Source organism: Curvivirga aplysinae (genome assembly GCF_009711445.1).
Lineage (GTDB): Bacteria > Pseudomonadota > Alphaproteobacteria > UBA8366 > Aestuariispiraceae > Curvivirga > Curvivirga aplysinae.
The window spans coordinates 1-22766 of the sequence record NZ_SMMC01000205.1 but is presented as its reverse complement, the minus strand read 5'-3'; the positions used below and the strand labels follow the sequence as shown (position 1 = coordinate 22766).

General features: G+C 41.3%; 16 protein-coding genes and 1 tRNA gene. 10 read left to right on the top strand and 7 right to left on the bottom strand.

Features of this window, described 5'->3' with window-relative positions; all coding sequences use genetic code 11:
* Nucleotides 1-152: 152 nt before the first annotated feature.
* From E1160_RS13810 to E1160_RS13790, 5 genes are all read left to right on the top strand, one after another.
* On the top strand, nucleotides 153-1757 hold the full coding sequence (locus tag E1160_RS13810; protein WP_155156163.1) for a phytoene desaturase family protein: 1605 nt from the start codon (nucleotides 153-155) through the stop codon (nucleotides 1755-1757).
* Nucleotides 1758-1761: 4 nt separating this feature from the next.
* Entirely contained in the window at nucleotides 1762-3324 is a 1563-nt protein-coding gene (locus E1160_RS13805; protein ID WP_155156161.1) for a phytoene desaturase family protein, read from the top strand.
* Between the two features lie 12 nt (nucleotides 3325-3336).
* Nucleotides 3337-4536, top strand: coding sequence for an aminomethyltransferase family protein (locus tag E1160_RS13800; RefSeq protein WP_155156159.1), 1200 nt, complete (start codon nucleotides 3337-3339; stop codon nucleotides 4534-4536).
* A gap of 147 nt (nucleotides 4537-4683) precedes the next feature.
* A complete protein-coding gene (locus E1160_RS13795) occupies nucleotides 4684-6078 on the top strand; it encodes an aminotransferase (RefSeq protein ID WP_155156157.1) in 1395 nt (464 codons plus the stop codon).
* A gap of 67 nt (nucleotides 6079-6145) precedes the next feature.
* The gene (locus E1160_RS13790) at nucleotides 6146-6415 is read left to right on the top strand and encodes a TfoX/Sxy family protein (RefSeq protein WP_155156155.1); all 270 of its coding nucleotides are present in this window, start codon (nucleotides 6146-6148) and stop codon (nucleotides 6413-6415) included.
* 9 nt (nucleotides 6416-6424) lie between these two features.
* Here E1160_RS13790 and E1160_RS13785 read toward each other — a convergent pair whose 3' ends face one another.
* Complete coding sequence (locus tag E1160_RS13785; RefSeq protein ID WP_155156153.1) at nucleotides 6425-7039, bottom strand: TetR family transcriptional regulator; 615 nt, start codon at nucleotides 7037-7039, stop codon at nucleotides 6425-6427.
* 295 nt (nucleotides 7040-7334) lie between these two features.
* Here E1160_RS13785 and gyrA point away from each other — a divergent pair, with 295 nt between their 5' ends.
* Together gyrA and coaD are read left to right on the top strand one after the other, a co-directional pair.
* A complete protein-coding gene (gyrA, locus tag E1160_RS13780; RefSeq protein WP_268890627.1) occupies nucleotides 7335-10154 on the top strand; it encodes a DNA gyrase subunit A in 2820 nt (939 codons plus the stop codon).
* 12 nt (nucleotides 10155-10166) lie between these two features.
* Complete coding sequence (gene coaD, locus E1160_RS13775) at nucleotides 10167-10652, top strand: pantetheine-phosphate adenylyltransferase (protein ID WP_328597160.1); 486 nt, start codon at nucleotides 10167-10169, stop codon at nucleotides 10650-10652.
* A gap of 41 nt (nucleotides 10653-10693) precedes the next feature.
* Here the strand turns inward: coaD and E1160_RS17465 are convergent, their stop codons facing one another.
* The 3 genes from E1160_RS17465 to E1160_RS13760 form a co-directional block, all read right to left on the bottom strand.
* On the bottom strand, nucleotides 10694-12382 hold the full coding sequence (locus E1160_RS17465; protein WP_155156151.1) for a methyl-accepting chemotaxis protein: 1689 nt from the start codon (nucleotides 12380-12382) through the stop codon (nucleotides 10694-10696).
* Nucleotides 12383-12626: 244 nt separating this feature from the next.
* Nucleotides 12627-12702, bottom strand: a tRNA-Lys gene (locus E1160_RS13765).
* Nucleotides 12703-12921: 219 nt separating this feature from the next.
* Nucleotides 12922-13617: a Crp/Fnr family transcriptional regulator gene (locus tag E1160_RS13760; protein ID WP_155156149.1), complete on the bottom strand. Its 696-nt coding sequence runs from the start codon at nucleotides 13615-13617 to the stop codon at nucleotides 12922-12924.
* A 208-nt stretch (nucleotides 13618-13825) separates the two neighbouring features.
* Between E1160_RS13760 and E1160_RS13755 the strand changes: the two genes are divergently transcribed.
* Entirely contained in the window at nucleotides 13826-14542 is a 717-nt protein-coding gene (locus tag E1160_RS13755) for a DUF502 domain-containing protein (protein ID WP_155156147.1), read from the top strand.
* A gap of 6 nt (nucleotides 14543-14548) precedes the next feature.
* Here E1160_RS13755 and recG read toward each other — a convergent pair whose 3' ends face one another.
* Nucleotides 14549-16633, bottom strand: a complete 2085-nt coding sequence (recG, locus tag E1160_RS13750) for an ATP-dependent DNA helicase RecG (RefSeq protein WP_155156145.1) — start codon at nucleotides 16631-16633, stop codon at nucleotides 14549-14551.
* 152 nt (nucleotides 16634-16785) lie between these two features.
* Here recG and E1160_RS13745 point away from each other — a divergent pair, with 152 nt between their 5' ends.
* Complete coding sequence (locus tag E1160_RS13745) at nucleotides 16786-17076, top strand: FAD assembly factor SdhE (RefSeq protein ID WP_155156143.1); 291 nt, start codon at nucleotides 16786-16788, stop codon at nucleotides 17074-17076.
* 31 nt (nucleotides 17077-17107) lie between these two features.
* Nucleotides 17108-20620: a transcription-repair coupling factor gene (gene mfd / locus E1160_RS13740; protein ID WP_155156141.1), complete on the top strand. Its 3513-nt coding sequence runs from the start codon at nucleotides 17108-17110 to the stop codon at nucleotides 20618-20620.
* A gap of 3 nt (nucleotides 20621-20623) precedes the next feature.
* On the opposite strand, the gene E1160_RS13735 is transcribed toward mfd, so the two are convergent.
* Nucleotides 20624-21280 carry a DsbA family oxidoreductase gene (locus tag E1160_RS13735; protein WP_155156139.1) on the bottom strand — a complete coding sequence of 219 codons (657 nt, stop codon included), beginning with the start codon at nucleotides 21278-21280 and terminating at the stop codon, nucleotides 20624-20626.
* 68 nt (nucleotides 21281-21348) lie between these two features.
* Complete coding sequence (locus tag E1160_RS13730; protein WP_155156137.1) at nucleotides 21349-22689, bottom strand: diguanylate cyclase; 1341 nt, start codon at nucleotides 22687-22689, stop codon at nucleotides 21349-21351.
* Between the last annotated feature and the right edge of the window lie 77 nt (nucleotides 22690-22766).

The window sequence follows — 22766 nt, the reverse complement described above, 5'->3', positions numbered from 1 at the left end:
AAAAATAATTAATAATAAAAACAATTAATTAACAATAATAATTAAATGAGCGCTCAGTTAATGGTGGACATAATCGAATTTTTAGGTGTAGCATTAGTGAGTTATGAAAAGCTTGGAGGGTGGGTAAAACCACATTTTCTAGGGGAGTTAATATGAAAAAATATGACGCAATCGTCGTAGGAGCAGGGCATAATGGCCTCACCACGGCCAGTTTTATGGCGAAAGCAGGACTAAATGTATTAGTGGTTGAGAAAAATGATTATGTCGGTGGGGCTGCCTGTAGTTTGGAATTACATCCGAATTGGACATATTCGAATTGCTCCTATGTATGTAGTTTACTGCGCCCTGAAATTGTACGTGATCTAAATTTGCCATCCTATGGCCTACAAGTAGTTCCATATTCTGGTGGTGGCACCTTTATGGCAAATGGAGATCACTTAGCGCATTATACTGATCATGATGCTTACCGTCAGGAAGTGGCGCGCCATTCCAAGCGAGATTCGGAAGCCTATGAGAGATTTTCGACATTCCTGTCAAAGCAATGTCGTTTCGTAAAACCGTTATTGATGCGCATGGCACCGGATCCCACATCATTTAATCCACGTGATTTACATGAATTGATGTTTCTGGCGAAAAGGTTTGATGAATTTTCCGAGGCCGATATGCATGAAACCATCCGTTTCTGGACGATGTCTGTTGCTGAATTTCTTGAAGAATATTTTGAAAGCGATGTGGTTAAAGCAACTATTGCCGGAGCCGGAATTATCGGTACAGCTTTAGGTCCAATGTCACCGGGCACAGCCTATGTATTACTTCATCATTACATGGGGGAAGTTGATGGTAATATCGGTGCATGGGGCTTCGCCCGTGGTGGCATGGGCGCTATTTCTAAGGCATTGGCAGTTTGTTTCAAGGATCATGGTGGTAAAATCGTCATGGGGAGTGGGGTTGACCAAATCCTTGTGAAAAACGGCCGAGCTGTTGGTGTTGCTTTAGAAAATGGTAACGAATATTACTCAGACACTATTGTCTCAAATGCCGATGTGAAGCGTACATTCTTGCAACATGTTGAACGTAAACAACTTCCCGAGGATTTCGTTAGGAAGGTGGAACGTTTTAAGATTCGTGGCTCTTCTGGGAAATTGAATATTGCCCTTGATGGTATGCCAACCTTTACAGGTGTTGAAGATAACCATCCAATGTTGAATGGTGATATGCATTTTACTGATTCTTTGGAACGCATGGAGCGTGCGTATGATGATTGGAAAAATGGTACATGGTCAAAAGATCCGTATGTGGACATGTTGATACCAACCCGTACAGACCCGACGATGACGCCACCCGGTAAACACTATATGACCGTGTTTATCCAATATGCCCCTTATGAACTGGCAAATGGTGAAAGTTGGGATGGGCCTGCTCGTGATGGACTGGCACAATCCGTTATTGATCAAATTGCAGAACGCAGTCCTAATTTCAAAGATCTTATCCTTCATTATGAATGCCGAACACCATGGGATATTGAACAAGAGGCAGGTATTACCGAAGGGAATATTTTCCAAGGCGAATTAACTTTTGATCAGTTGTTATTTAACCGTCCTGTACCAGGATATGCGCAATATCGCTCTCCAATTAAAGGTCTTTGGATGTGTGGATCATCAACCCATCCAGGTGGTGGAGTGATGGCTGCGCCAGGGGCAAATGCCGCACGTGAAATCCTGCGTGATATGGGCGCAAAACAAACTGTGAGAGGATAAGGGCATGACAAAAAAATATGATTCAATTGTCATCGGCGGCGGCCATAACGGTTTGGTATGTGCCGCTTATCTTGCAAAAGCAGGACAAAAAGTCATTGTTCTTGAAGCGAACGAAAAAGTAGGCGGTATGGCAATCACCAGTGAACTTGGTGGTGTTAAAGTACCGACTGTTGCACATATTGCGCGTGCTGTGCATCCGAAGGTGATAAAAGATCTGGGATTAAATATAGAAATAGCCAAAGCTAATATCCCAATGATTGCTCTGAATACTGATGGACAGCACCTAAAGTTCAAAGGAGATCAGGTCAGTGGAATGAACGGCGCGATAGTATCTGCAGAAGATATTAAAGGATACAAATCAGTTCATCGGAATTTACAACGATTTGCAAAATTCCTTAGTCCTATGATGGAAGCGAAGGCACCTAAGTTAAAAAATCGAGATCGCGAGGATACCTGGAACCTTATTAAACTTGGCGTAAAGCTGCGTTTATTAGGTAAACAAGATATGCAAGAATTTTTGCGTATTGCTTTGCTTAATATCGGGGATCTTCTAGAGGATAATATCGATAACAAGCAATTGATTGGTGCAGCTGCTATGGATGCGTGTTGGGGAACGCATTTGGCACCACGTTCGCCGGGGTCGGTTTTAACGGCAATGTATCGTGAAACTGGTGATATGAAAGGAACACGTGGTGCTGCTCATATTGTGAAAGGCGGCATGGGAAATATTACTGATAAGCTTCTAAAGATTTGTACTGATCTTGGCGTAAATGTTCAAACAAATGCCAAAGTTTCCAAGATTGTCGTCGAAGATGATTGCGTAAAAGGTGTTGAGTTAGACGGTGGTGAAATTATCACGGCGGAAAATATCTCTTCAAATGCTGATCCTCGCCGAACAATGTTGGATATGGTTGGCGCAGAGCATCTAGATATTAATTTTACACGTCGGATAAATAATATCAGAGATAAAGGCGATACTGCTAAAGTGAACTTGGTTTTAGATAGATTGCCAAGTTTCAAAGGGCTTTCCGAAGAAGATTTGAAAGCGCGCTTGTTAGTATGTCCAGATATTCTTTATGCTGAACATGCCTTTAACCATTGTAAATACGGTGAAATGGCGGCAAAGCCTGCTCTTGAAATTACAATTCCATCAGTTTCTGATAGCAGTCTTGTAAATGACGGAAAACATGTGATGTCTATTGTCGCACAATACGCGCCTTATAAGTTAAAAGCCGGTTGGTCTGAAGATACGCGTAACCAGTTATTTGAAAATGTTATCAAAGTTTTAGAGCAATATGCACCAGATATTCGGGAATGCATTGATGTAAGTGAAACTTTGAGCCCGGCTGATATTGCGAAACGCTTTAATAATAGCGGCGGTCATTGGCATCATGTGGAAATGCAAGTTGATCAAATGTTGATGAACCGTCCAATCCATGGGGCCGCACAATATAATACACCAATTGAGGGTCTATATCTATGTGGCGCCGGTGCCCATCCGGGCGGCAATGTGACTGGTGTTCCAGGCATGAATGCGGCCAAACGTATATTAAGTCAAAAGAAATAAGGGAGGTTGATCATGTCTATTGCTATTGAAAGGTCAAAACTGGGTATTAAAGAAACGCCTTTCTTCCCACGTTTGAAGGAATTAAGCACAACAGCCCATTGGGAACATTGGGGCGGGTATTTATCCCCCTCTGAATTAGAATCTCTTGAGTTGGAATATTTTGCAATTCGCTCCAATGCGACGGTCTTTGATATTTCACCTATGTGTAAATATCGCATTCAAGGACCTGATGCTGAGAAATTTATGAATCGATTGATCACACGTGATGTGCGTAAGGTAAAGTCCGGGCGTGTATCTTATGTTGTGTGGTGCAATGACGAGGGGCATTTACTAGATGACGGGACAATCTTCCGTTTTGGTGATGATGATTTTCGTCTTTGTTGTCAGGAACGCCAATGGGATTGGTTGATTTCCGCCAAACTTGGTTTTGATGTTCAGATAACAGAGGAAACCGATGAAATTGCTGCTATTCAATTTCAGGGACCCACCACATGCTGGTTCTTGAAACAGTTAGGATTGGAAGGTGTTGAAAATCTCAAAACTTTCGATCTAAAATATTTTGATTGGAACGGAAACCAGCTCCTTGTATCCCGCACCGGATTTACAGGAGATTTAGGATATGAGTTGTGGATTGAGAATAAAAAAGCTCTTGATCTGTGGGATGCTTTATTTGCGTTGAAAGATGAACGTCATATCCGCGCAATTGGTAGCGGAGCGTTAAATCTTGCTCGTATAGAGGCCGGTTTTCTAGCTCCACATGTAGATTTTTTAAGTGCTGATCATGTTATACGTTCTACTCGCGGACGTACGCCGTTTGAAATAGGACTTGGATGGCAAGTTGATTTTAACAAAGGGCAATTCAATGGTCGGCGTGCCCTTTTAAAATCTCAGAAAGATAAAACAGATCGGTATTGCTTCGTTGGATTTGAGATTGATGGGAATAAACCTGCTGATCATTCGCTTATCTATTACAAGAAAAAGCAGGAGATTGGACATTTTACCTCTGCCATGTGGTCGCCCACTCTAAAGATGAATATAGGGATGGCACTTTTAAAGCTTCCATATGGAGATAGTGTTCAAGAAGAACTTTGGACGGAAATTTATACTGAAAAAGAACTGAAATACGATGTAACTATGGCTAAACTAAAAGTGACAGATCGTCCTTTCTTTAGAAATAAGCGACGAACAGCAACACCACCTGCAGATTTCTAATAAGTATAAAATTTACATTTTGCGACAGAGGCTTATCAAAAAGGGTCAAATTTCCCGAAATTAGACAAGCTCTTGTCGTTTAAAAGCATTTGTGATCACGAAAAAATATGTATTATCCTTTTTAAATGATAATTTAATAGGTGTTATATGACTGAAAATTTGCAAAACCGTTTATACGATACAGAAGAAATTCAAGAAAAGGATAATGCTTTCATTCATCCTTGGGATATGATGGATACTGTTGGTGATAATAAGCGTACAGTTATTGCAGAAGGCGACGGCATCTACATCTATGATTCTGACAATAATAAATTGATGGACGGCCCAGGTGGTATGTGGTGTGTGAATATTGGTCACCGCCGCCAGGAAATGGCCGATGCGATCGCAGAGCAAGTTATGCAGCTATCCTATGCGTCACCTTGGTCTATCACTAATGGCCCAGCTTCTATTTTTGCGGATGAGATTGCAAAACGTGCCCCAACTGACATGAACCATGTATTCTTTACAACGGGTGGGTCTACGGCAGTTGATTCCGCGGTGCGTATGGCACATTTATATTTTCAATTTCAGGCTAAGAAATCGAAAACGCAGATTATCTCTCGGGCTTACGGATATCATGGATCTACTTTCTTAGGTGCAGCAATAACAGGTAAGCCGCGCGAAGAAGAATGCATGACGGTTGCGGAAGGCTTAGTGCATCATATCCCATGTCCTAATCCTGCTCTTAAGCCGGAAGCTATGAGTATGGCTGACTTTCTTGATGAGAAAATCGCAGATTTGGAAAATAAAATTCTTGAATTAGGCGCTGATAATGTAGCTTGTTTTGTCGCAGAACCCATTATGGCTTCTGGGGGCGTGATCGTTCCACCGGAAGGGTATCATAAACGCACATGGGAAATTTGTAAGAAATATGATGTGCTTTATATTTCTGATGAAGTTGTTACCGCATTTGGCCGTTTAGGGCATTATTTTGCCTCCGAAGATGTGTTTGATATCGTGCCAGATTTTATTACAACTGCGAAAGGCTTAACTTCTGGGTATGTGCCATGCGGTGCAGTTGTTGTACATGATCGCATTATTAAGGCGTTTAAAGAAGGCGATAATAATGCTATGTATTCAAATGGTTATACATATTCCGGTCATCCAGTTGCCTGTGCTGCCGGTTTGAAGAATATGGAGATTATCGACAACGAAGGATTGTTGGCACATGTACGTGAAGTCGCACCATATTTCCAATCTCGATTGCGTGAATTATTGGAAATGCCTCTCGTAACGGAAGTGCGCGGAATGGGGTTAATGGCAAGTGTTGAATGTCGCGTTGAAGGCGAGGACGACATGGGCACTTTGTATAAAGTCGCTAGTCTTGTTGACCAATATTGTCAGGAATTAGGTCTGATAGTAAGACCAATCTATTCTTCCTGCGTGATGTCACCACCACTAACTATCACTAAAGATCAAATTGATGATTTGGTTGGCATGCTTCGTCAAGGTATTGAGCGTGCACAAGATGATTTGATTAAAGAGGGCGTTTTAAACGCTTAAGCCCTTTACTTTCCTGTAAACTTTAAAAGGCAGTTGAATTATCAGCTGCCTTTCTTATTTTTATTCAATGAGAAATGTAGAGGAACTTAAGAATATAGGCTCGAAAACTGGTAGATTTTTGCGTGAAGTAAACATCTATACGGAAAATGATTTAAGAGATTTTGGGGTTGAGGAAGCTTTCCATCGGGTTTTCTTTCGATTTCAGGATGAATTGAAATTTTCATCCGTTTTTCTTTACGCATTAGAAGGTGCGTTGATGGATATCCATTGGAATGATATCCCTCAAAAACGTAAAAATGAACTTAAAGTGATTTTTAAGAAAATATGTTGTAAATAGTTTATTTTATTACCATTTTGAAAATACACTTTTAAGGAAATTCATGCTTTCTTCAATACTGGTTTCACGATCATAATCGGGGTTTACCAGTAAAGTTTGGCTTGCATGTTCCATAATTCCAATAATGCCTAGGGTAATGGCGCGTGGATTCATAGGGCGATCCTCTGCTGCACATAAGGCCTCGATTGGGGCGTAATAAGCGGCATAATAAGCCTCATCATGCTCTTCACAGATACGAGTGTAATCTTCGCGAGAACGAGATTCGCTATAAAAAGCATACCATAAAGCAGTCTTGCGATGATCAAATAATAGCTCTGATAAGCTCGTATTTACTAAGGATGTAAGTTGCTCTTGCGGAGAGTTGCCGGCTTCTTCCAACGCCTTTTTATGTGTTTCTATAAATTCATCGGCAACAAATTTCAAAGTGGCATGGAGCAGGGCAGTTTTGCCAGAGAAATGAAAGTTGACCATTGCCGCAGTCATATTAGCTGCCGCTGCAACTTTCTGTGACGTTACGTTGGATAATCCATGTTCAGCTACAACTTCCAAGGTAGCGTTAATAAGGGCTGCACGACGAACCTCTTGTGGTTCTCTGGTTCTTTTTTTCTGTGGTTGAGTTGCCATCTATCTTGTTCTTTTTTAGCTATTAAACGCATATTTTCTAGCAGGATTTATCTCATAGACAACTTTGTCAAATGCTTTTGCAAAAATATCAATGATCAGTGGTCTCAATTTCGCATATTTTGTTGCTGTTACGGCTATAGATATGCTAAGAAATACAATATATAGGGGTTGGGTGAGTTCTTTTACATTTGCCAGAAATTAGTTGTTTGATTTTAGGCTAGAATCTGGCTGATTCAGTTTCTGTTATTTTTTAATGACTTTTATATAAGTTTGATAGTTTGGAAGAGAGAAGACCTTGAGCGACACATCAAATACAGCAGAAGTAGTTGATATTTCTACGGTTACCATCGAATCTGAGATGAAAAAATCCTATCTCGATTATGCGATGAGTGTAATCGTAAGTCGTGCATTGCCGGATGTACGTGATGGAATGAAGCCGGTGCATCGTCGTATTCTTTATGCGATGAAAGAAAATGGATACGATTCTTCCAAGCCTTTCCGTAAATCGGCGCGTATCGTCGGGGATGTGATGGGTAAATATCATCCTCATGGTGATAGTGCTATTTACGATGCCATGGTGCGTATGGCGCAGGATTTCTCTCTACGTTTACCTTTGATTGACGGGCAGGGTAACTTCGGCTCTATGGACGGTGATCCGGCCGCTGCAATGCGTTATACAGAGGCGCGCCTTCAAAAATCCGCCGAAGCATTGTTAGATGACATTGATAAAGAAACTGTCGACTTTGTACCAAACTATGATGAATCCACGAATGAACCTAACGTTTTACCTGCGCGTTTCCCAAATCTTTTGGTGAATGGTGCAGGCGGTATTGCGGTGGGTATGGCCACAAATATCCCACCACACAATTTGGGCGAAGTGGTTGATGCCTGCATCGCGAAGATTGATACACCAACCATTACTATGGAAGAATTGATTGAGATTGTTCCGGGACCAGATTTCCCAACAGGTGGGATTATTCTTGGTCGTTCTGGTAGTCGTTCTGCGCTAACGACTGGTCGTGGTTCTGTTGTGATGCGTGCCCGTACCGAATTTGAAGAAGTACGCGCAGGACGTAATGCGATTATCGTGAGTGAAATCCCGTATCAGGTGAACGAGGCCCGCATGATTGAGAAAATTGCGGATGTTGTTCGAGATAAAACTGTTGAAGGCATAGCTGATCTTCGCGATGAGTCTGACCGTGATGGTGTGCGCGTAGTAATTGAATTAAAACGTGATGCGGTTGGTGAAGTCGTACTGAACCAGTTGTTCCGATACACACCACTTCAAACAAGTTTTGGGGTGAACACACTTGCATTGAATGGTGGTCGTCCACAACAAATGAACTTGTCTGAAATCTTGGATGCATTCATTGATTTCCGCGAAGAAGTTGTAATTCGTCGAACAACATATGAATTACGTAAGGCGCGTGAGCGTGCGCATATTTTGGCTGGCTTGCTTGTTTCCATTACGAATATTGATCCTGTGATCGAATTGATACGTAAGGCGCCTGACCCTGCAACAGCACGTGAGCAATTAATGGAACGTGATTGGAATGCAGGATCTGTGGAAGGCTTCATTCGTTTGATTGACGATCCAGGCCATGAAGTTGTTGATGGTAAATACCGTCTTTCTGAAGCACAAGCACGCGCCATTCTGGAACTTCGCTTGCAACGTTTGACAGGTATGGAACGTGAAAAACTGGAAGCTGAAACCGAAGAGCTAGCGGTAAAGATTAAGGAATTCTTGGAAATTCTGCAAAATCGCGTGCGTCGTTTTGAGGTTATCCGCGGTGAATTGGTTGAAGTTCGCGATCAGTTTGCGACCCCACGCCGTACGTCTATCGAAGAAAATGAATTCGAACATGACATCGAAGACTTGATTCAGCGTGAAGATATGGTGGTTACTGTTACACATGGCGGTTATATCAAGCGTGTCCCACTCTCAACATATCGCGCACAACGCCGTGGTGGTAAAGGTCGTTCCGGTATGTCAACGAAGGATGATGATTTCGTTGTAAATGTGTTTGTGACAAACACCCATATTCCGGTTCTCTTCTTCTCCAATAAAGGAATGGTATATCAGATGAAGGTATATCGTTTGCCATTAGGTAATCCGCAAGCGCGTGGTAAAGCTATGGTAAACTTATTGCCTTTGGATGAAGATGAAGTCATTACTACGGTTATGCCATTACCAGAAGATGAGACCACTTGGGCTGATCTTCATGTAATGTTTGCAACAGCAAGCGGTAATGCACGTCGTAACTTGCTGAGTGATTTCACCAATATCAAAGCTAATGGTAAAATCGCTATGAAATTGGATGAAGGTGATAAACTGGTTAACGTTTCGGTTTGTACTGAAAATGATGATGTGTTGCTTGCGACTGCGAAAAGTATGGCAATGCGTTTTGCTGTGACAGATATCCGTGTATTTGCAGGACGTAACTCCACAGGTGTTCGTGGCATTCGTCTGGCAGATGGTGATGAAGTGATTTCCATGTCAATTATTCGCCACAGTGATGATACCTCTGATCAACGTCGCGATTATTTATCTGGATCTAACGCGAAACGCCGTTTGAATTCTGGAAACGACTATTCAAATGCCGAAGATAAAGCACGTGATGAGGAAAAAGCAGCAATCTTCGATGATCCGCATTATGTGGATATGGAAGAACGCGAAGAACTGCTTCTGACTGTTGCATCCAACGGTATGGGGCAGATGTGTTCTGCCTATGACTATCGTGTGACGGGGCGTGGCGGTAAAGGCCTTGGAAATATGGATTTACGTGATGATACAACAGTTGTTGCATCCTTCCGTGTTGAACCAGGGCTTGATGAAATTATGCTTGTGACTAATGGCGGACAAATTATCCGTATGCCACTGGATAGTGTTCGTCGAGTGAGCCGTAATTCTAAAGGTGTTCGTTTGTTTAACGTCTCTGCAGATCACCGTGTTGTATCTGTTGCTCGTCTTCGTGATGAAGGAGATGATGAGGAAAACATGACTGAAGAAGGTGTTGAGGGTGGTGATACAACTACATCAGAGACACCTGCTGTAGAAGAAGGTAACGCCGCAGAGATGATCGAAGAAACACCAGTTGACGGTGAGGAAAGCTAAGCTCATGGAAAAGTGGGGATTTATCCGGGAACATTTGACCCGATTACAAAGGGACATTTGGATATCATTGAACGTGCAGCGAGACATCTTACGGATGTGTTAATTGTATCTGTCGCTGTAAATGCCGGAAAAGGTCCCCTTTTTTCATTAGAAGAACGAGTTGCGTTAGTTGAGCAAGAAGTTGCAAAACTAGATGTTCCAAGCAAGATATTAGTACAACCCTTTGAGAAATTACTTATGCATCACGCAGAAGAAGTTGGTGCGACTATGATTGTTCGTGGCTTACGTGCTGTGTCCGATTTTGATTATGAATTTCAAATGACTGGTATGAACGCAAAAATTAATTCTTCTATCGAAACGGTTTTCTTAATGGCGTCTGAAAGTCATCAATTTATTGCCAGCCGTCTTGTAAAAGAGGTAAGTGCTTTAGGTGGGGATGTCTCAAAATTTGTAAGCCCTGCTGTTGAGAAAAGTCTCAAAGACAAGCAGGGCTTATAGAATTATTAAGAAAATAAAGTTTAGAGTTATAGGGGCCGTTATCAAACGGCCTCTACACGTTTAAGATAATCACTAATTTCTGTTTCAAGTGCTTCTCGCTGACGATCTACCGTAGAGGATGCGTCGAGAAGTTTGTTCATGTTATCGACCGTTTCTTGGCTAGATGCATTTACTTGTGAAATATCAGTCGCAACATTGTCAGTTTCAGAGGCAACAAATTGGATATTTGTAGAAATTTCCTGCGTTGCGGCTTCTTGCTGTTGTACAGATGCTGCAACACCAGAAGAAACTTCATCCACCTCAGCAATACTGCTTTCGATAGATGTTACGGCTGACACAGCATGTTGTGTTTCTTGTTGAACACGTTGAACAAGCTGTGAGATTTCATCTGTTGCGCTAGATGTTTGATTTGCAAGAGATTTTACTTCATTTGCAACCACGGCAAAACCTTTGCCTGCATCTCCAGCACGTGCAGCTTCGATTGTTGCATTCAATGCCAATAGATTTGTTTGTTCCGCGATATCTTCGATGAGCCCTACAATTTCACCAATACGCTGAGAAGATTCGTTTAGGCCATCAATGACTTCTTTTGCTTCTTCGGTTTTTTCGACAGCATTTCTTGTCGTTTCACTGCTACGTTGCACCTGTGCACCAATCTCACGAATGGAATGGGACATTTCTTCTGTCGCAGATGCAACCGCTGTTGTACTTTGGTTTGCTTCACGCACTGCATTACTCGCTGTTTGGGATTGAGTATTTACAGAATTGGCAATGGAGGAAGTATGTTCAGCTGTATTTGTCATTTCTTCAGATACATTATGTAACTCATCTAAAGAACCTGCGATACGTGATTTAAACTCTTCCGTGATATTTACTAGGTTTTTAGTACGTTCTTCTCCACGTAATGCTGCCTGTTTTTGATCTTCAGCCATCTTGGCATTATCAACCATACTATCCTTAAAGATAGATACCGTTCCGGCCATATCACCAAGTTCATTGCTTAAGGAGAGGCCAGGGATTTCTGTTTCCAGCTTACCGTTTGAAATTTCGCCCATTGCTCGGGTTAATCTTTTGATTGGCGCAATTACGGAACGACGTATCAAAAAGATGGTGGCAATACTACTAACCAAGATACCTATCGCAGCAACAACAATAATCAATGTTATCAGTTGCTTACCGCTTTTATCCATGTCACTTCTAGCTGAAAGCATGGCGACTTGGCTTTCTGCAATAATATCTTGTAAAACGAGCTCTGCAGCATCAATAATTTTACTGCCGCGCCCGTCAGAAATCCGAATAGCTTTCTTTTGTTTCTTTTTTTCAATTGCAGCAATTACACGTGCTCTAATTTCGCGGTAATCCGCAAGGTGTTGGTCGAAAAGTGCAATTTTCTCTAGCTCAACTTCACTAGAGACGACTTTTAAGTCTTGAAGCTTCGAATCTAATTCAGCATCAAAATTATTAATCTGGGCTATGTATTTATCCTTTAGTGCCGTTGTACGTGAAAGGATTAAACTCTTTTCAGCACGTGACATTAAAAAAAGGAAGGTTGCAATATCTTTACTCAGAATTTCCTTTTTTACTTCCACATCTATAATGCGTGTGGAGTTACTTTGGAGGATGTTTTTTGAATAAATGGATAGAGCTGCGATAGAAACTGCTACTGCGGCCATAAAAAATACGGCGACGTAGAACCCTAACGCTATCGATTTTCTCTTTGTAAATTTCACTGGTATTTCCCTGCAAATATATTTTTTTGTTTTGTATGTAATATATCGGCTAATGACATGAAGCTAATCTCAATACAAGTTTGATTAGTTTGCATTTTATCTAAATGTCATTTTTCAACTGTATAATAACAGTTGCTCCCATATGATAGATTAAACCATGATTATCATAATCAATGCAATAGTATAGCACAAAATGTACAGATTAGGTTTTATTGATTAAGTACAGGATATTAGGAGAGATAAGTGGTGGGCCGTACAAGATTCGAACTTGTGACCATTCGATTAAAAGTCGAGTGCTCTACCAGCTGAGCTAACGGCCCATTCCATTTTCAATGTCGAAACATCTTCGTTGTCGACGCGGCGGAAAATAGGGGTGGTTGCCTGTTTGGTCAATGTCTTTTTTTAATTTTTTTAATTTTTTTTTCAAAAAGATGTAAGAATTTGCTCTTTCATAATATTGTTTCATTAGATGTCTCATGATCGGAATTTAATGATTCAATATTGCTTTGTTAAAGGATGCGATAAATAAAAGATTGATTCTAATCACCTTTAAATTCTTCGACCATTTCTTGAAGGCGGGATAGATCTCTTACAACGAGAGTGTTTTTTGACTTTTCAAGGAGTTGCTTTTTTGAGAGTTCGCTAAAAACACGTGCCACTGTTTCTCTAGTGGTGCTAACACGGCTTGCTATGTCGCTATGATTAGGTACAGGATCAATCCGAGATTCATTATTAGAAATCCGACCGTTTCGTGCCAATCTTAATATTTCCGCATAAACACGGTTATTCGCACCAAGAGTACTCAGGTCCATAATGCGGTCGACTGAGGTTCGGATGATTTTTGACATGCGTTGCATTAAGATAATAGCCGTTTCTGGATGATTTATAAGTAAATCTTTGAACGCTGTTTCAGACAAAGTCGCGACTTCTGTTTGGGTCAAGGCAACTACATTAGCTGAACGAGGCTCGCCATCTAGCGCTGAAAGTTCACCAAAAAATGTACCTTGATGAATATCGTCAAATGATATCTCACGACCAGATATTGAATAATTTACTACTCTCGCAGAGCCTTTGGTAATAAAGTAAATATCTCTTGTATCACTCTGACGATCAATAATTTGCTCATTTGCAGCAAATTCCTGCCAACCACATCTTTTATTCCACTGACCAAGATCCGAATCCGAGAAGTTCTTGAATAATGGTATATTACGTAAAGTTTTTATGTCAGCAGACAACTTAATTTCTCCCTAACTGAGAATGTAATTATTTTAAACAAATGTTTTGTAAAAGTCCCTTAAAAACTTCTGATATGAGCAAGGGAATGCATAAGAATGTAAAAAATAGTAACTATTTTGTGTTTAGAGAGGATTTGCTCTTTATTCAATAGGAATGGTTCCATATATAGTCACATTACTATACTTTTCGTTTTCGGGATAAAAGTGAATGTCACAAGAAAAAAACGCAGATAAAGAACATAAATTCGGCGGTGGTTTTTTTGCCCGTATCCGTGCATATTTTTTAGCAGGGGTTTTGGTGACTGCACCGATTGCAATTACTTTTGCTGTGGCAATTTGGTTTATTGAACTTGTTGACAATCAGATTGTGCATTTGATTCCGGATCACCTAAATCCTGACACGTATTTACGTGAAACGCTAGGCTTGCAAATTGGTTTGCCGGGACTTGGATTGATTGTCTTATTCGTCGCGATCACACTTATTGGTGCTCTAACCGCAGGCTTGGTTGGGCGCTATATTGTGCATGCATGGGAAGTGGTCTTGAACCGAATGCCCGTTATTAGTGGTGTTTATTCTGCTTCCAAGCAAGTTCTTGAAACGTTATTAAAGAATCAGTCAGAAGCGTTTCGTCAAGCTGTGTTGGTTGAATACCCTCGTCGTGGCGCATGGACGATTGCTTTTGTGACTGGCAATACACAAGGCGAAGTGAAACAAAAGCTTGAAAATGAACAAGTAAGCATTTATGTGCCAACGACTCCCAACCCAACATCTGGCTTTTTATTATTTGTACCAAAGGAAGATTTAAAACCTTTGGATATGCCTGTTGAAGATGCCTTAAAGCTATTGATCTCACTCGGGATTGTTAATCCATCTGATAAGAAGGATAAAATGGCGAAGATGGTGCGGAAATCATTTAAAGGATAAAACCTCTTATCCTGAACGTAGATTTCCGACTGCTTGATCTCTTTCGAATAGATATAAAAGATTACGTAATTTCTTTCCGCGATCACTGGTTAGTTCTGGGTCTCGGCTAATGACGATTCTGGCGTCATCATAAGCGGCCTGCATCAGATCGGCGTGTTCTGCTATATCAGCAAGCTTCATTTCAGGTAATCCAGATTGACGTGTGCCAAGAACTTCACCTGCACCACGTAATTCCAAATCTTTCTCAGCAATGATAAACCCATCTTCTGTTTCACTCATTACTGAAAGACGCTGTTTTGCTGTTTCTGTTAATTTATTTGATCGAAGTAAAATACAAGTGGAAGCTTTGTCGCCACGACCAATTCGTCCACGTAGCTGGTGCAATTGCGCTAACCCAAAATGCTGCGCATGATCAATCACCATTATGGTTGCCTCCGGTACGTTTACTCCAACTTCGATAACAGTTGTTGCCACCAGAATATTACAATCACCTTCAACAAAACTTAGCATGGCAGCATCTTTGTCTTTTGCTTTCATCTGTCCATGAACAATTGCGACACGTTCTTCCCCAAAATGCGCAGATAAATCGCGATAACGATCTTCAGCAGCAGGAAGATCTAGAAGCTCTGATTCTTCTACCAATGGGCAGACCCAATATATTTTTGCACCGTCTTTAATTTTACGTCCCAAGCTATTTATGACTTCACTGAGACGATCCTGACTTACAACGATCGTTTGAATTGGTTGTCTTCCTGGAGGTTTATCTATGAGCCGAGATACATCTAAATCTCCATAAGCAGACATCATCAATGTTCTTGGAATAGGTGTGGCCGTCATCACCAGCATATCAACCGCAGCGCCTTTAGACGCTAGTCCTAAGCGTTGATGCACACCAAATCGATGCTGTTCATCAATGACGGCAAGAGCTAAATCCTTGTAAATCACATCATCTTGGAAGAGGGCATGTGTACCAATCAAGATATCAATCTCGCCAGCTTTAAGTCTTTCAAGCAGTGCCTTACGTGGTTTTCCTTTGTCCCTGCCTGTGAGCACAGCAAGTTTTATTCCGGCTTCTGTTGCCAACGGTTCGAGTGACTCAAAATGCTGTCGCGCCAAGATATCTGTCGGTGCCATTAAGGCAGCTTGTTTACCGCATTCAACAATATTTGCCATCGCCAACAATGCGACGACGGTTTTTCCAGACCCAACATCTCCTTGAACCAAACGTAACATACGTGAGTTTGTTGCCATATCTTCATAAATTTCGTTCAGCGTGGTTTCTTGTGATTTCGTGAGTTGAAAGGGTAGGGCATTAATGATTGATTTGCGAAGGTTTCCATCTCCTTTGAATGGAAAACCTTTTTGGCGTTTAGCTTTTGCACGCATGATGGATAATGCAAGTTGATTTGCAAGTAACTCATCAAATGCTAGGCGTTGTCGAATTGGATGCTCCGGCAATAAGCTTACACTACTACTTGGATTGTGAACTTGTAACAAAGCCTCTTTCCAACTGGGCCAACCTTGTTTCTTTAAATAAGCTTCGTCTTGCCATTCTTCGAAATCCGGTGTTTTTTCAAGCGCTTGATGCGTAGCTTTAAAAACTGTTTTTGCTGTTAGGCCTGCTGCAAGAGGATAGATTGGTTCAATCTTCGGTAAACTATCTGCTTGATCTTCTGGAACGATGAAATCCGGGTGCGACATTTGCAAACGGTTCTGATAACGCTCAGTTTTACCGCTTATCAATCTCGTTTCTCCAATAGGTAGCTGAGCCTCTAAATATTTCTTGTTTCCTTTGAAAAAGACTAATGTCAAAAAACCGGTATCATCTTTACAAATGACTTTGTAGGGACGTCGACGATCACTAGATGGTTCATGTCCCATCACTTGTACCTTTATCGTGGCAACTTTACCTGAGATACATTTTTCAATAGTTGGCATATAAGAACGATCAATTATTTCACGCGGTAAATGCCATAATAAATCAATAACATGTGGACCAGTGAGTTTCCCCAATAATACAGCAATACGCGGACCGATTCCGGTTAAGGTTTCCAATGGAGAAAATAAAGGGAATAATTTTTCAGGGCGCATGATTGTCACGTGTTTATGAATCGTTCTTATATGACTATATAGATGACTCGTCAGAATTTCCAAATCTAAATGGGGTGAATTTCATAAAACGGGATTTACCTATCTTGTCAGGACACGTATACAAAATCACAGGTTTTGTGAGGAGCATAAACATGACTGAAGCTGTTGAACCCGAAATGGATGCGCATGAAAAACGTTTAAAGAAACTGGAATTTCGATCTCAGCACCGCGGTATAAAAGAGTTGGATATTCTCGTTGGTGGTTTTGCTCGTAAACATCTTCGGGAATTAAGCGCGGAGGATTTATATGAGTTTGAATGTTTAATGACTGTACCGGATCAAACCTTCTATTCCATTTTACGCGGCGATGTCGAAGCCCCGGATCATGTAAAGTCCGATCTTCTAGATAAATTAATCGCTTATACGGCTGAACACGGCATTTAAACTTATACGAATTTAAAGGTATCATAGCGTTATGGAATTGCTGAAAGCAAAACTGACCGCACCGGGCTTAACCACAATTTGCAACACACCGGATGGTGTGGATGCCTTAATTTTAGCAGAAGCAATCGGTAAATCAGAAGAACCAATCATCTATATTGTAAGTGATGATAGCCATGCTGCACGTCTAAAACAGCTTGTTTCTTTTATGCGCCCCAGCGTTAAAGTTCTCAGCCTACCTGCTTGGGATTGTTTGCCATATGATCGTGTTTCACCAAATTCTGATGTTGTGGCGTCACGTTTAAGCACATTATGTAAGTTGGCACATAAGGGTGAAAACAGCATTGATCTGCTGCTTGTTACTGCAAATGCAGCTTTGCAACGTGTATTGCCAAAGAAGTTGCTTGAAACTGCGTCATTATCTGCCAAGGTAAATCAGCCATTACCTCATAATCAGCTTTTTTCTTATCTTGAACAAAATGGATATCAGCGAACAGGCACCGTGAGGGAACCGGGCGAATATGCGGTTCGTGGCGGTATTATAGATCTATTCCCTGCAGGTTATGAGAACCCGGTACGGCTTGATTTCTTTGATGAAGATTTAGAAACGATCCGAAGTTTCGATGCGGTTAGCCAAAGAACCATTGGTGAAATGCAAGAGCTTGATTTAATTCCTGTAAGTGAAGTGCTCTTGCATGATGAAAGCGTTGCTTTATTTAGAAAACGTTACCGAGAAAGCTTTGGTGCAAATACCGAAAATGATCCGTTATACGAAGCAATCAGTGCTGGTCGTCGTTATGCTGGTATGGAACATTGGCTTCCGTTTTTTCATACAGAATTAGAAACTATTTTAGATTACTTACCAGCGTCACCTATCTTGATAGATGATCATGTTCAAGAAGCGTTATCTGCGCGATGGGAAGCTGTTTTAGATTACTTTGAAGCACGCCAACACATGTTGGAATCCCAATCAAAGAATAAATCCTTACAGGCCGGTGAAGGCGCTGTATATAAACCAATTGCGGTTGATAGTTTGTTTGTGATGCAAGAAGAATGGGCTAAACGTCTCGACTTGCGTCCAGTTTGTGAACTTACCAGTTTCTCCATGCCTGATGATTTGGGTGGGAAAGTTGTGCTGGATGCTGAAGGTAAGCGTGTAACTGATTTTGCTTCCGCACGAAACAATCCGGATCAAAATGTGTTTGATGCGGTAACGCAACGATTGCAAGACCACAAAAACAAATCCGTTCTTATTTCTGCTTATACAGAAGGATCGAAAGATCGCTTATCAACTTTGCTGGAAGATCATGGTCTGGCTGGTTTGCCAACGATTTCCAATTGGGCGGAGGCACAAGGCCTAAAAGCTGGACAGGTTGGATTGATTGTTGCCGAACTTGATCGTGGTTTTCAACATAGCAATATTATCATTTATACCGAACAAGATATTTTGGGTGAACGCTTATCTCGTCCTCCCAAACGCAAGAAACGCCGTGGAGAAGAATTTATTACCGAGGCTTCTGCTCTTGAGGTGAATGATCTAGTGGTTCATGTCGAGCATGGTATTGGTAGATATGATGGGTTGGAGACCGTTAATGTAGAGGGAGCTCCACATGATTGTGTCAGATTGATCTATGCTGGTGACGATAAACTCTTCGTACCCGTAGAAAATATTGAAGTCTTATCGCGCTTTGGATCGGAAGATGCTACTGCACAATTGGATAAGCTTGGCGGTGTGGCTTGGCAGGCACGGAAAGCAAAAATCAAAGAACGCATCAAAATTATTGCCGACAAGCTTCTGAAAGTGGCTGCAGAACGCATGTTACGGAAAGGAGAGCGCATCGTGCCTCCTGACGGGGCTTATGACGAATTTTGTGCACGCTTTCCCTATTCAGAGACGGATGATCAAGCCCGTGCAATTGGCGAAGTGATAGAGGATATGGGATCAGGTCGCCCGATGGATCGATTGGTTTGTGGTGATGTTGGTTTTGGAAAGACAGAGGTTGCTTTACGTGCTGCTTTTATTTCTGCATTAAGTGGGCAGCAAGTAGCTGTCGTTGTACCGACGACCATTTTGGCACGTCAGCATTTTAAAAACTTCGAAAGCCGTTTCGCGGGCTTACCTGTTCAAGTACGTCAATTATCACGTTTGGTAACAACAAAAGATGCAAATGATACCAAAAAGGGATTGGCAGACGGCACGGTCGATATTGTGATTGGTACACATGCGCTATTGAGTAAGAATACAAGTTTCAAAAATCTTGGTCTCGTAATCATTGATGAAGAACAGCATTTTGGTGTAACACAGAAAGAGCGTTTAAAGGAATTTCGTGCCAATGTGCATGTCTTAACTCTGACAGCAACACCAATTCCGCGTACTTTGCAAATGGCCCTGTCTGGTGTGCGAGAAATGAGTATCATCGCTACCCCTCCAGTGGATCGTTTGGCCGTGCGGACTTTTGTCACACCTTATGATTCTGTTGTGTTAAAAGAAGCGATTTATCGCGAACATTTTCGCGGCGGGCAGGTATATTACGTTTGTCCTAGAATCAAAGACTTACATCAAGTTCATAAACAATTAACTGAACTTGTACCAGACCTAAAGATAGCTGTTGCCCATGGGCAATTGAACCCATCAGATCTTGAAGATGTAATGAGTGATTTTACCGATGGGAAATATGATATTCTGCTTGCTACGAATATCGTGGAAAGTGGTTTGGATATCGCAACTGCAAACACAATGATTCTTCATCGATCTGATATGTTTGGTTTGGCGCAATTATATCAATTACGTGGTCGGATTGGGCGATCCAAGATTCGGGCCTATTGTTATCTGACCTTACCTACGGACAAGATAATTAGTACTACGGCGCGAAAGCGTTTAGAAGTGATGCAAACCTTGGATAGCTTGGGGGCAGGCTTTTCTCTTGCAAGTCATGATATGGACATTCGGGGGGCAGGAAACCTGCTTGGCGATGAGCAATCAGGACATGTGAAAGAAGTTGGTGTTGAACTATATCAACGTATGCTTGAAGAAGCAGTTGCTGCGGCTCGCGAAGATTTCAAAGAAGAATATGAGGAGACTTGGTCACCTGTGATCAATCTTGGTTCAGCGGTTCTTATACCCGAAAATTATGTTCAAGATTTATCCGTCCGCTTGGGTCTGTATCGTCGTTTGTCAGATTTATCTAACCGTAAGGAATTAAACGCTTTTGCTGTAGAGATGGCAGATCGATTTGGTCCATTACCTCAAGAAGTCAAAAACTTGATTGAAGTTGTGACAATCAAGCTACTGTGTAAAAAAGCTGGCATTGAAAAAATGGATGCAGGACCAAAAGGCGCAGTGGTTTCATTTAGAAATAATGAGTTTGCAAATCCAACAGGTCTGATTGGTTTTATGCAACAACAAATGGGTACGGTGAAATTACGACCGGATCAGAAGCTTGTTGTTATGCGTCCTTGGGAAGATGCAGAAAAACGTATGTCTGGTGCGATGAAATTTGCAGATAAATTAGCGCGTATAGCTTTGGCTGCTCAAAAAGCAGCCTAAAGTTTATTCTTCATTTTCAGAAACGGCTTGTGAAGCTAGGTCAAATACGGGTTCAAAAGCCGAAGGTTCTTGCGCTCCAGATAAAGCATATTGGCCATTAACGATAAAGAAGGGAACACCTGATATACCTAAACGCCGCGCAGTTGTATCTTCTTCTTCGATATCAGATTTAAATAATTCTGTATTAAGGAACTCTGTTACATCACTTTCATTCATGCCAACAGATGACGCGATTTTGATGAGTGTTTCTTTGTCACCTATATCTTTGCCATTCATAAAATAGGCTTGGAAAAGTTCTTCTTTTAAGTCAAAAGCAGTTTGTGCATTTTGACTCTGAGCAAATCTAATTAGACGATGTGCTTTAACTGTATTGGGAGTCCGCTTGATTTCATCAAATTGGAAATCGATTCCTTCAGTTTCACCTGTGGTTTTTATATGTCCGTAGACTTGAGCTGCTCCCCCGGGACCACCAAATTTATTTTCAAGATAAGTTTTGCGATCCATACCTAACTCTGGCATCGATGGGTTTAATTGAAAAGCACGCCATCGTATTTCGATATCCAAATCTGGACGGTTGGCTAGCGCTTTTTCTAATCGTTTTTTGCCAATATAACACCATGGACAGATAGGGTCGGAGAAGATATCAATTTCAATTTTCATAAACTTAGATCCATAATTATTTGAATATAAGTATAGGTAAGGCGTTGCCGCAATCCAAGAGGCATATGTTAGAAAATTGAGTTTTGCGTTCTTTTTAAGAAGGTTTCTGCATCATCTCCTGATGCAAGTCCACAGACACCTAAATCGACCCAGACATTAATTGCTTCCATAATTTCTTCTGTTAGGCGAAACTCAGAATGATGCAAGATTCCTGTAATTCTATTTGCAACCATTGAGGCAAGCTTTTCTGATGTGTCCGGCAATAAGACCGCAAATTCATAAGGTCCAACGCGAGCAGTCATATCTTCGATGCGCAACAATCCCTGAATCCAGTCCGCCATTTGTTGTAAAAGCATATCGCAAGCTTCTTGACCAAAACGTTGAAGAACATCGGGCGCATTTCTGATGGCAAATATCGCCATAGATAGGTCGCTGCTGCGTTGTCTGTAGTCATCAATCTGGCGTGTCAGATGGTTACTGAAGAATTCTTTGGAATACACACCTTTTAGATTATCAGTCGTTGCATCTGTTTGAGTTGCGATCATAGGGTCACGCATGCTCCATTTCATACGCTGTCCTTTCACCAGCATCTTACAATGGGTGGCAACCAGATTTAGGTCCTGACAATCTTCAATGACATTTGTTGCGCCAGCCCGATATCCTGCCTCAATTTCTGAAAGCATACCATGTTTAGTTAATATAATTACGGGCATATTGAATTGACGAGGGTTATTTCGAAGATGACTACTTAGGTATAGTGCTTGCTCGGCTGCTTGTTCATTTGTAATTGAAATAATACATGCATCGAATCGTTCCGCATCTAATCGATCTGCCGCTCGATAAAAATCATGTTCAAAATCGATTCCAAGATCTAATGATCTGAGCTCTTCTTCCAGCTCTTTGATATCATCACCTTCAGACGAAATTATTAGTACCTGACTTTGTTTATCTGCAAATCGATCATGGGTCCATGGATCAATAAAAACATCAAAATCACTTGCTGTATGAACTCTGCGCTCTAATTCATGCTGCATAGTAGAAAATCTGGTCAGTAAACTAATTCGGCGAGTTAACAAATTGTCACCAGGTACACCTTCAAGCATGTCTTGAACTTCGGCATTAATAGCTTCCAATCTATCCTCTTTCGAAGTCGAGGCATTAAATAGTAAGGTTGGAAGAGGGCGAGGGGATGTTAATTCTTTAATCTGCTTTGCTGCTTCAGCTTGCTTAATATCGTCAAATTGCCCTAAAAGCACTGCATCAGGGCGATTATTTTTAACTTGTAGCGCAAATTCAGAAAACTGGGATGATTTGATGACATCATATCCATCGGAAGCAAGTTTAGCAGAAAGACGAAGGGTAGAGGTTTCATCTTTATCGCCGATTAATACTTGCGCTTTGCTCGTCATATTTCACCCCATAAGCTCAGAATAATGTAAGCTTAATAATTTCAAAAATTTCGACTTTCCATTTTATCTCTTTTAAT

Excerpts from the sequence above, each read along its gene's own strand:
- E1160_RS13810 (WP_155156163.1), top strand. The coding sequence starts at position 153 with ATGAAAAAATATGACGCAATCGTCGTAGGAGCAGGGCATAATGGCCTC.
- E1160_RS13805 (WP_155156161.1), top strand. The coding sequence starts at position 1,762 with ATGACAAAAAAATATGATTCAATTGTCATCGGCGGCGGCCATAACGGT.
- E1160_RS13800 (WP_155156159.1), top strand. The coding sequence starts at position 3,337 with ATGTCTATTGCTATTGAAAGGTCAAAACTGGGTATTAAAGAAACGCCT.
- E1160_RS13795 (WP_155156157.1), top strand. The coding sequence starts at position 4,684 with ATGACTGAAAATTTGCAAAACCGTTTATACGATACAGAAGAAATTCAA.
- E1160_RS13790 (WP_155156155.1), top strand. The coding sequence starts at position 6,146 with ATGAGAAATGTAGAGGAACTTAAGAATATAGGCTCGAAAACTGGTAGA.
- E1160_RS13785 (WP_155156153.1), bottom strand. The coding sequence starts at position 7,039 with ATGGCAACTCAACCACAGAAAAAAAGAACCAGAGAACCACAAGAGGTT.
- E1160_RS13755 (WP_155156147.1), top strand. The coding sequence starts at position 13,826 with ATGTCACAAGAAAAAAACGCAGATAAAGAACATAAATTCGGCGGTGGT.
- recG (WP_155156145.1), bottom strand. The coding sequence starts at position 16,633 with ATGCGCCCTGAAAAATTATTCCCTTTATTTTCTCCATTGGAAACCTTA.
- E1160_RS13745 (WP_155156143.1), top strand. The coding sequence starts at position 16,786 with ATGACTGAAGCTGTTGAACCCGAAATGGATGCGCATGAAAAACGTTTA.
- mfd (WP_155156141.1), top strand. The coding sequence starts at position 17,108 with ATGGAATTGCTGAAAGCAAAACTGACCGCACCGGGCTTAACCACAATT.
- E1160_RS13735 (WP_155156139.1), bottom strand. The coding sequence starts at position 21,280 with ATGAAAATTGAAATTGATATCTTCTCCGACCCTATCTGTCCATGGTGT.
- E1160_RS13730 (WP_155156137.1), bottom strand. The coding sequence starts at position 22,689 with ATGACGAGCAAAGCGCAAGTATTAATCGGCGATAAAGATGAAACCTCT.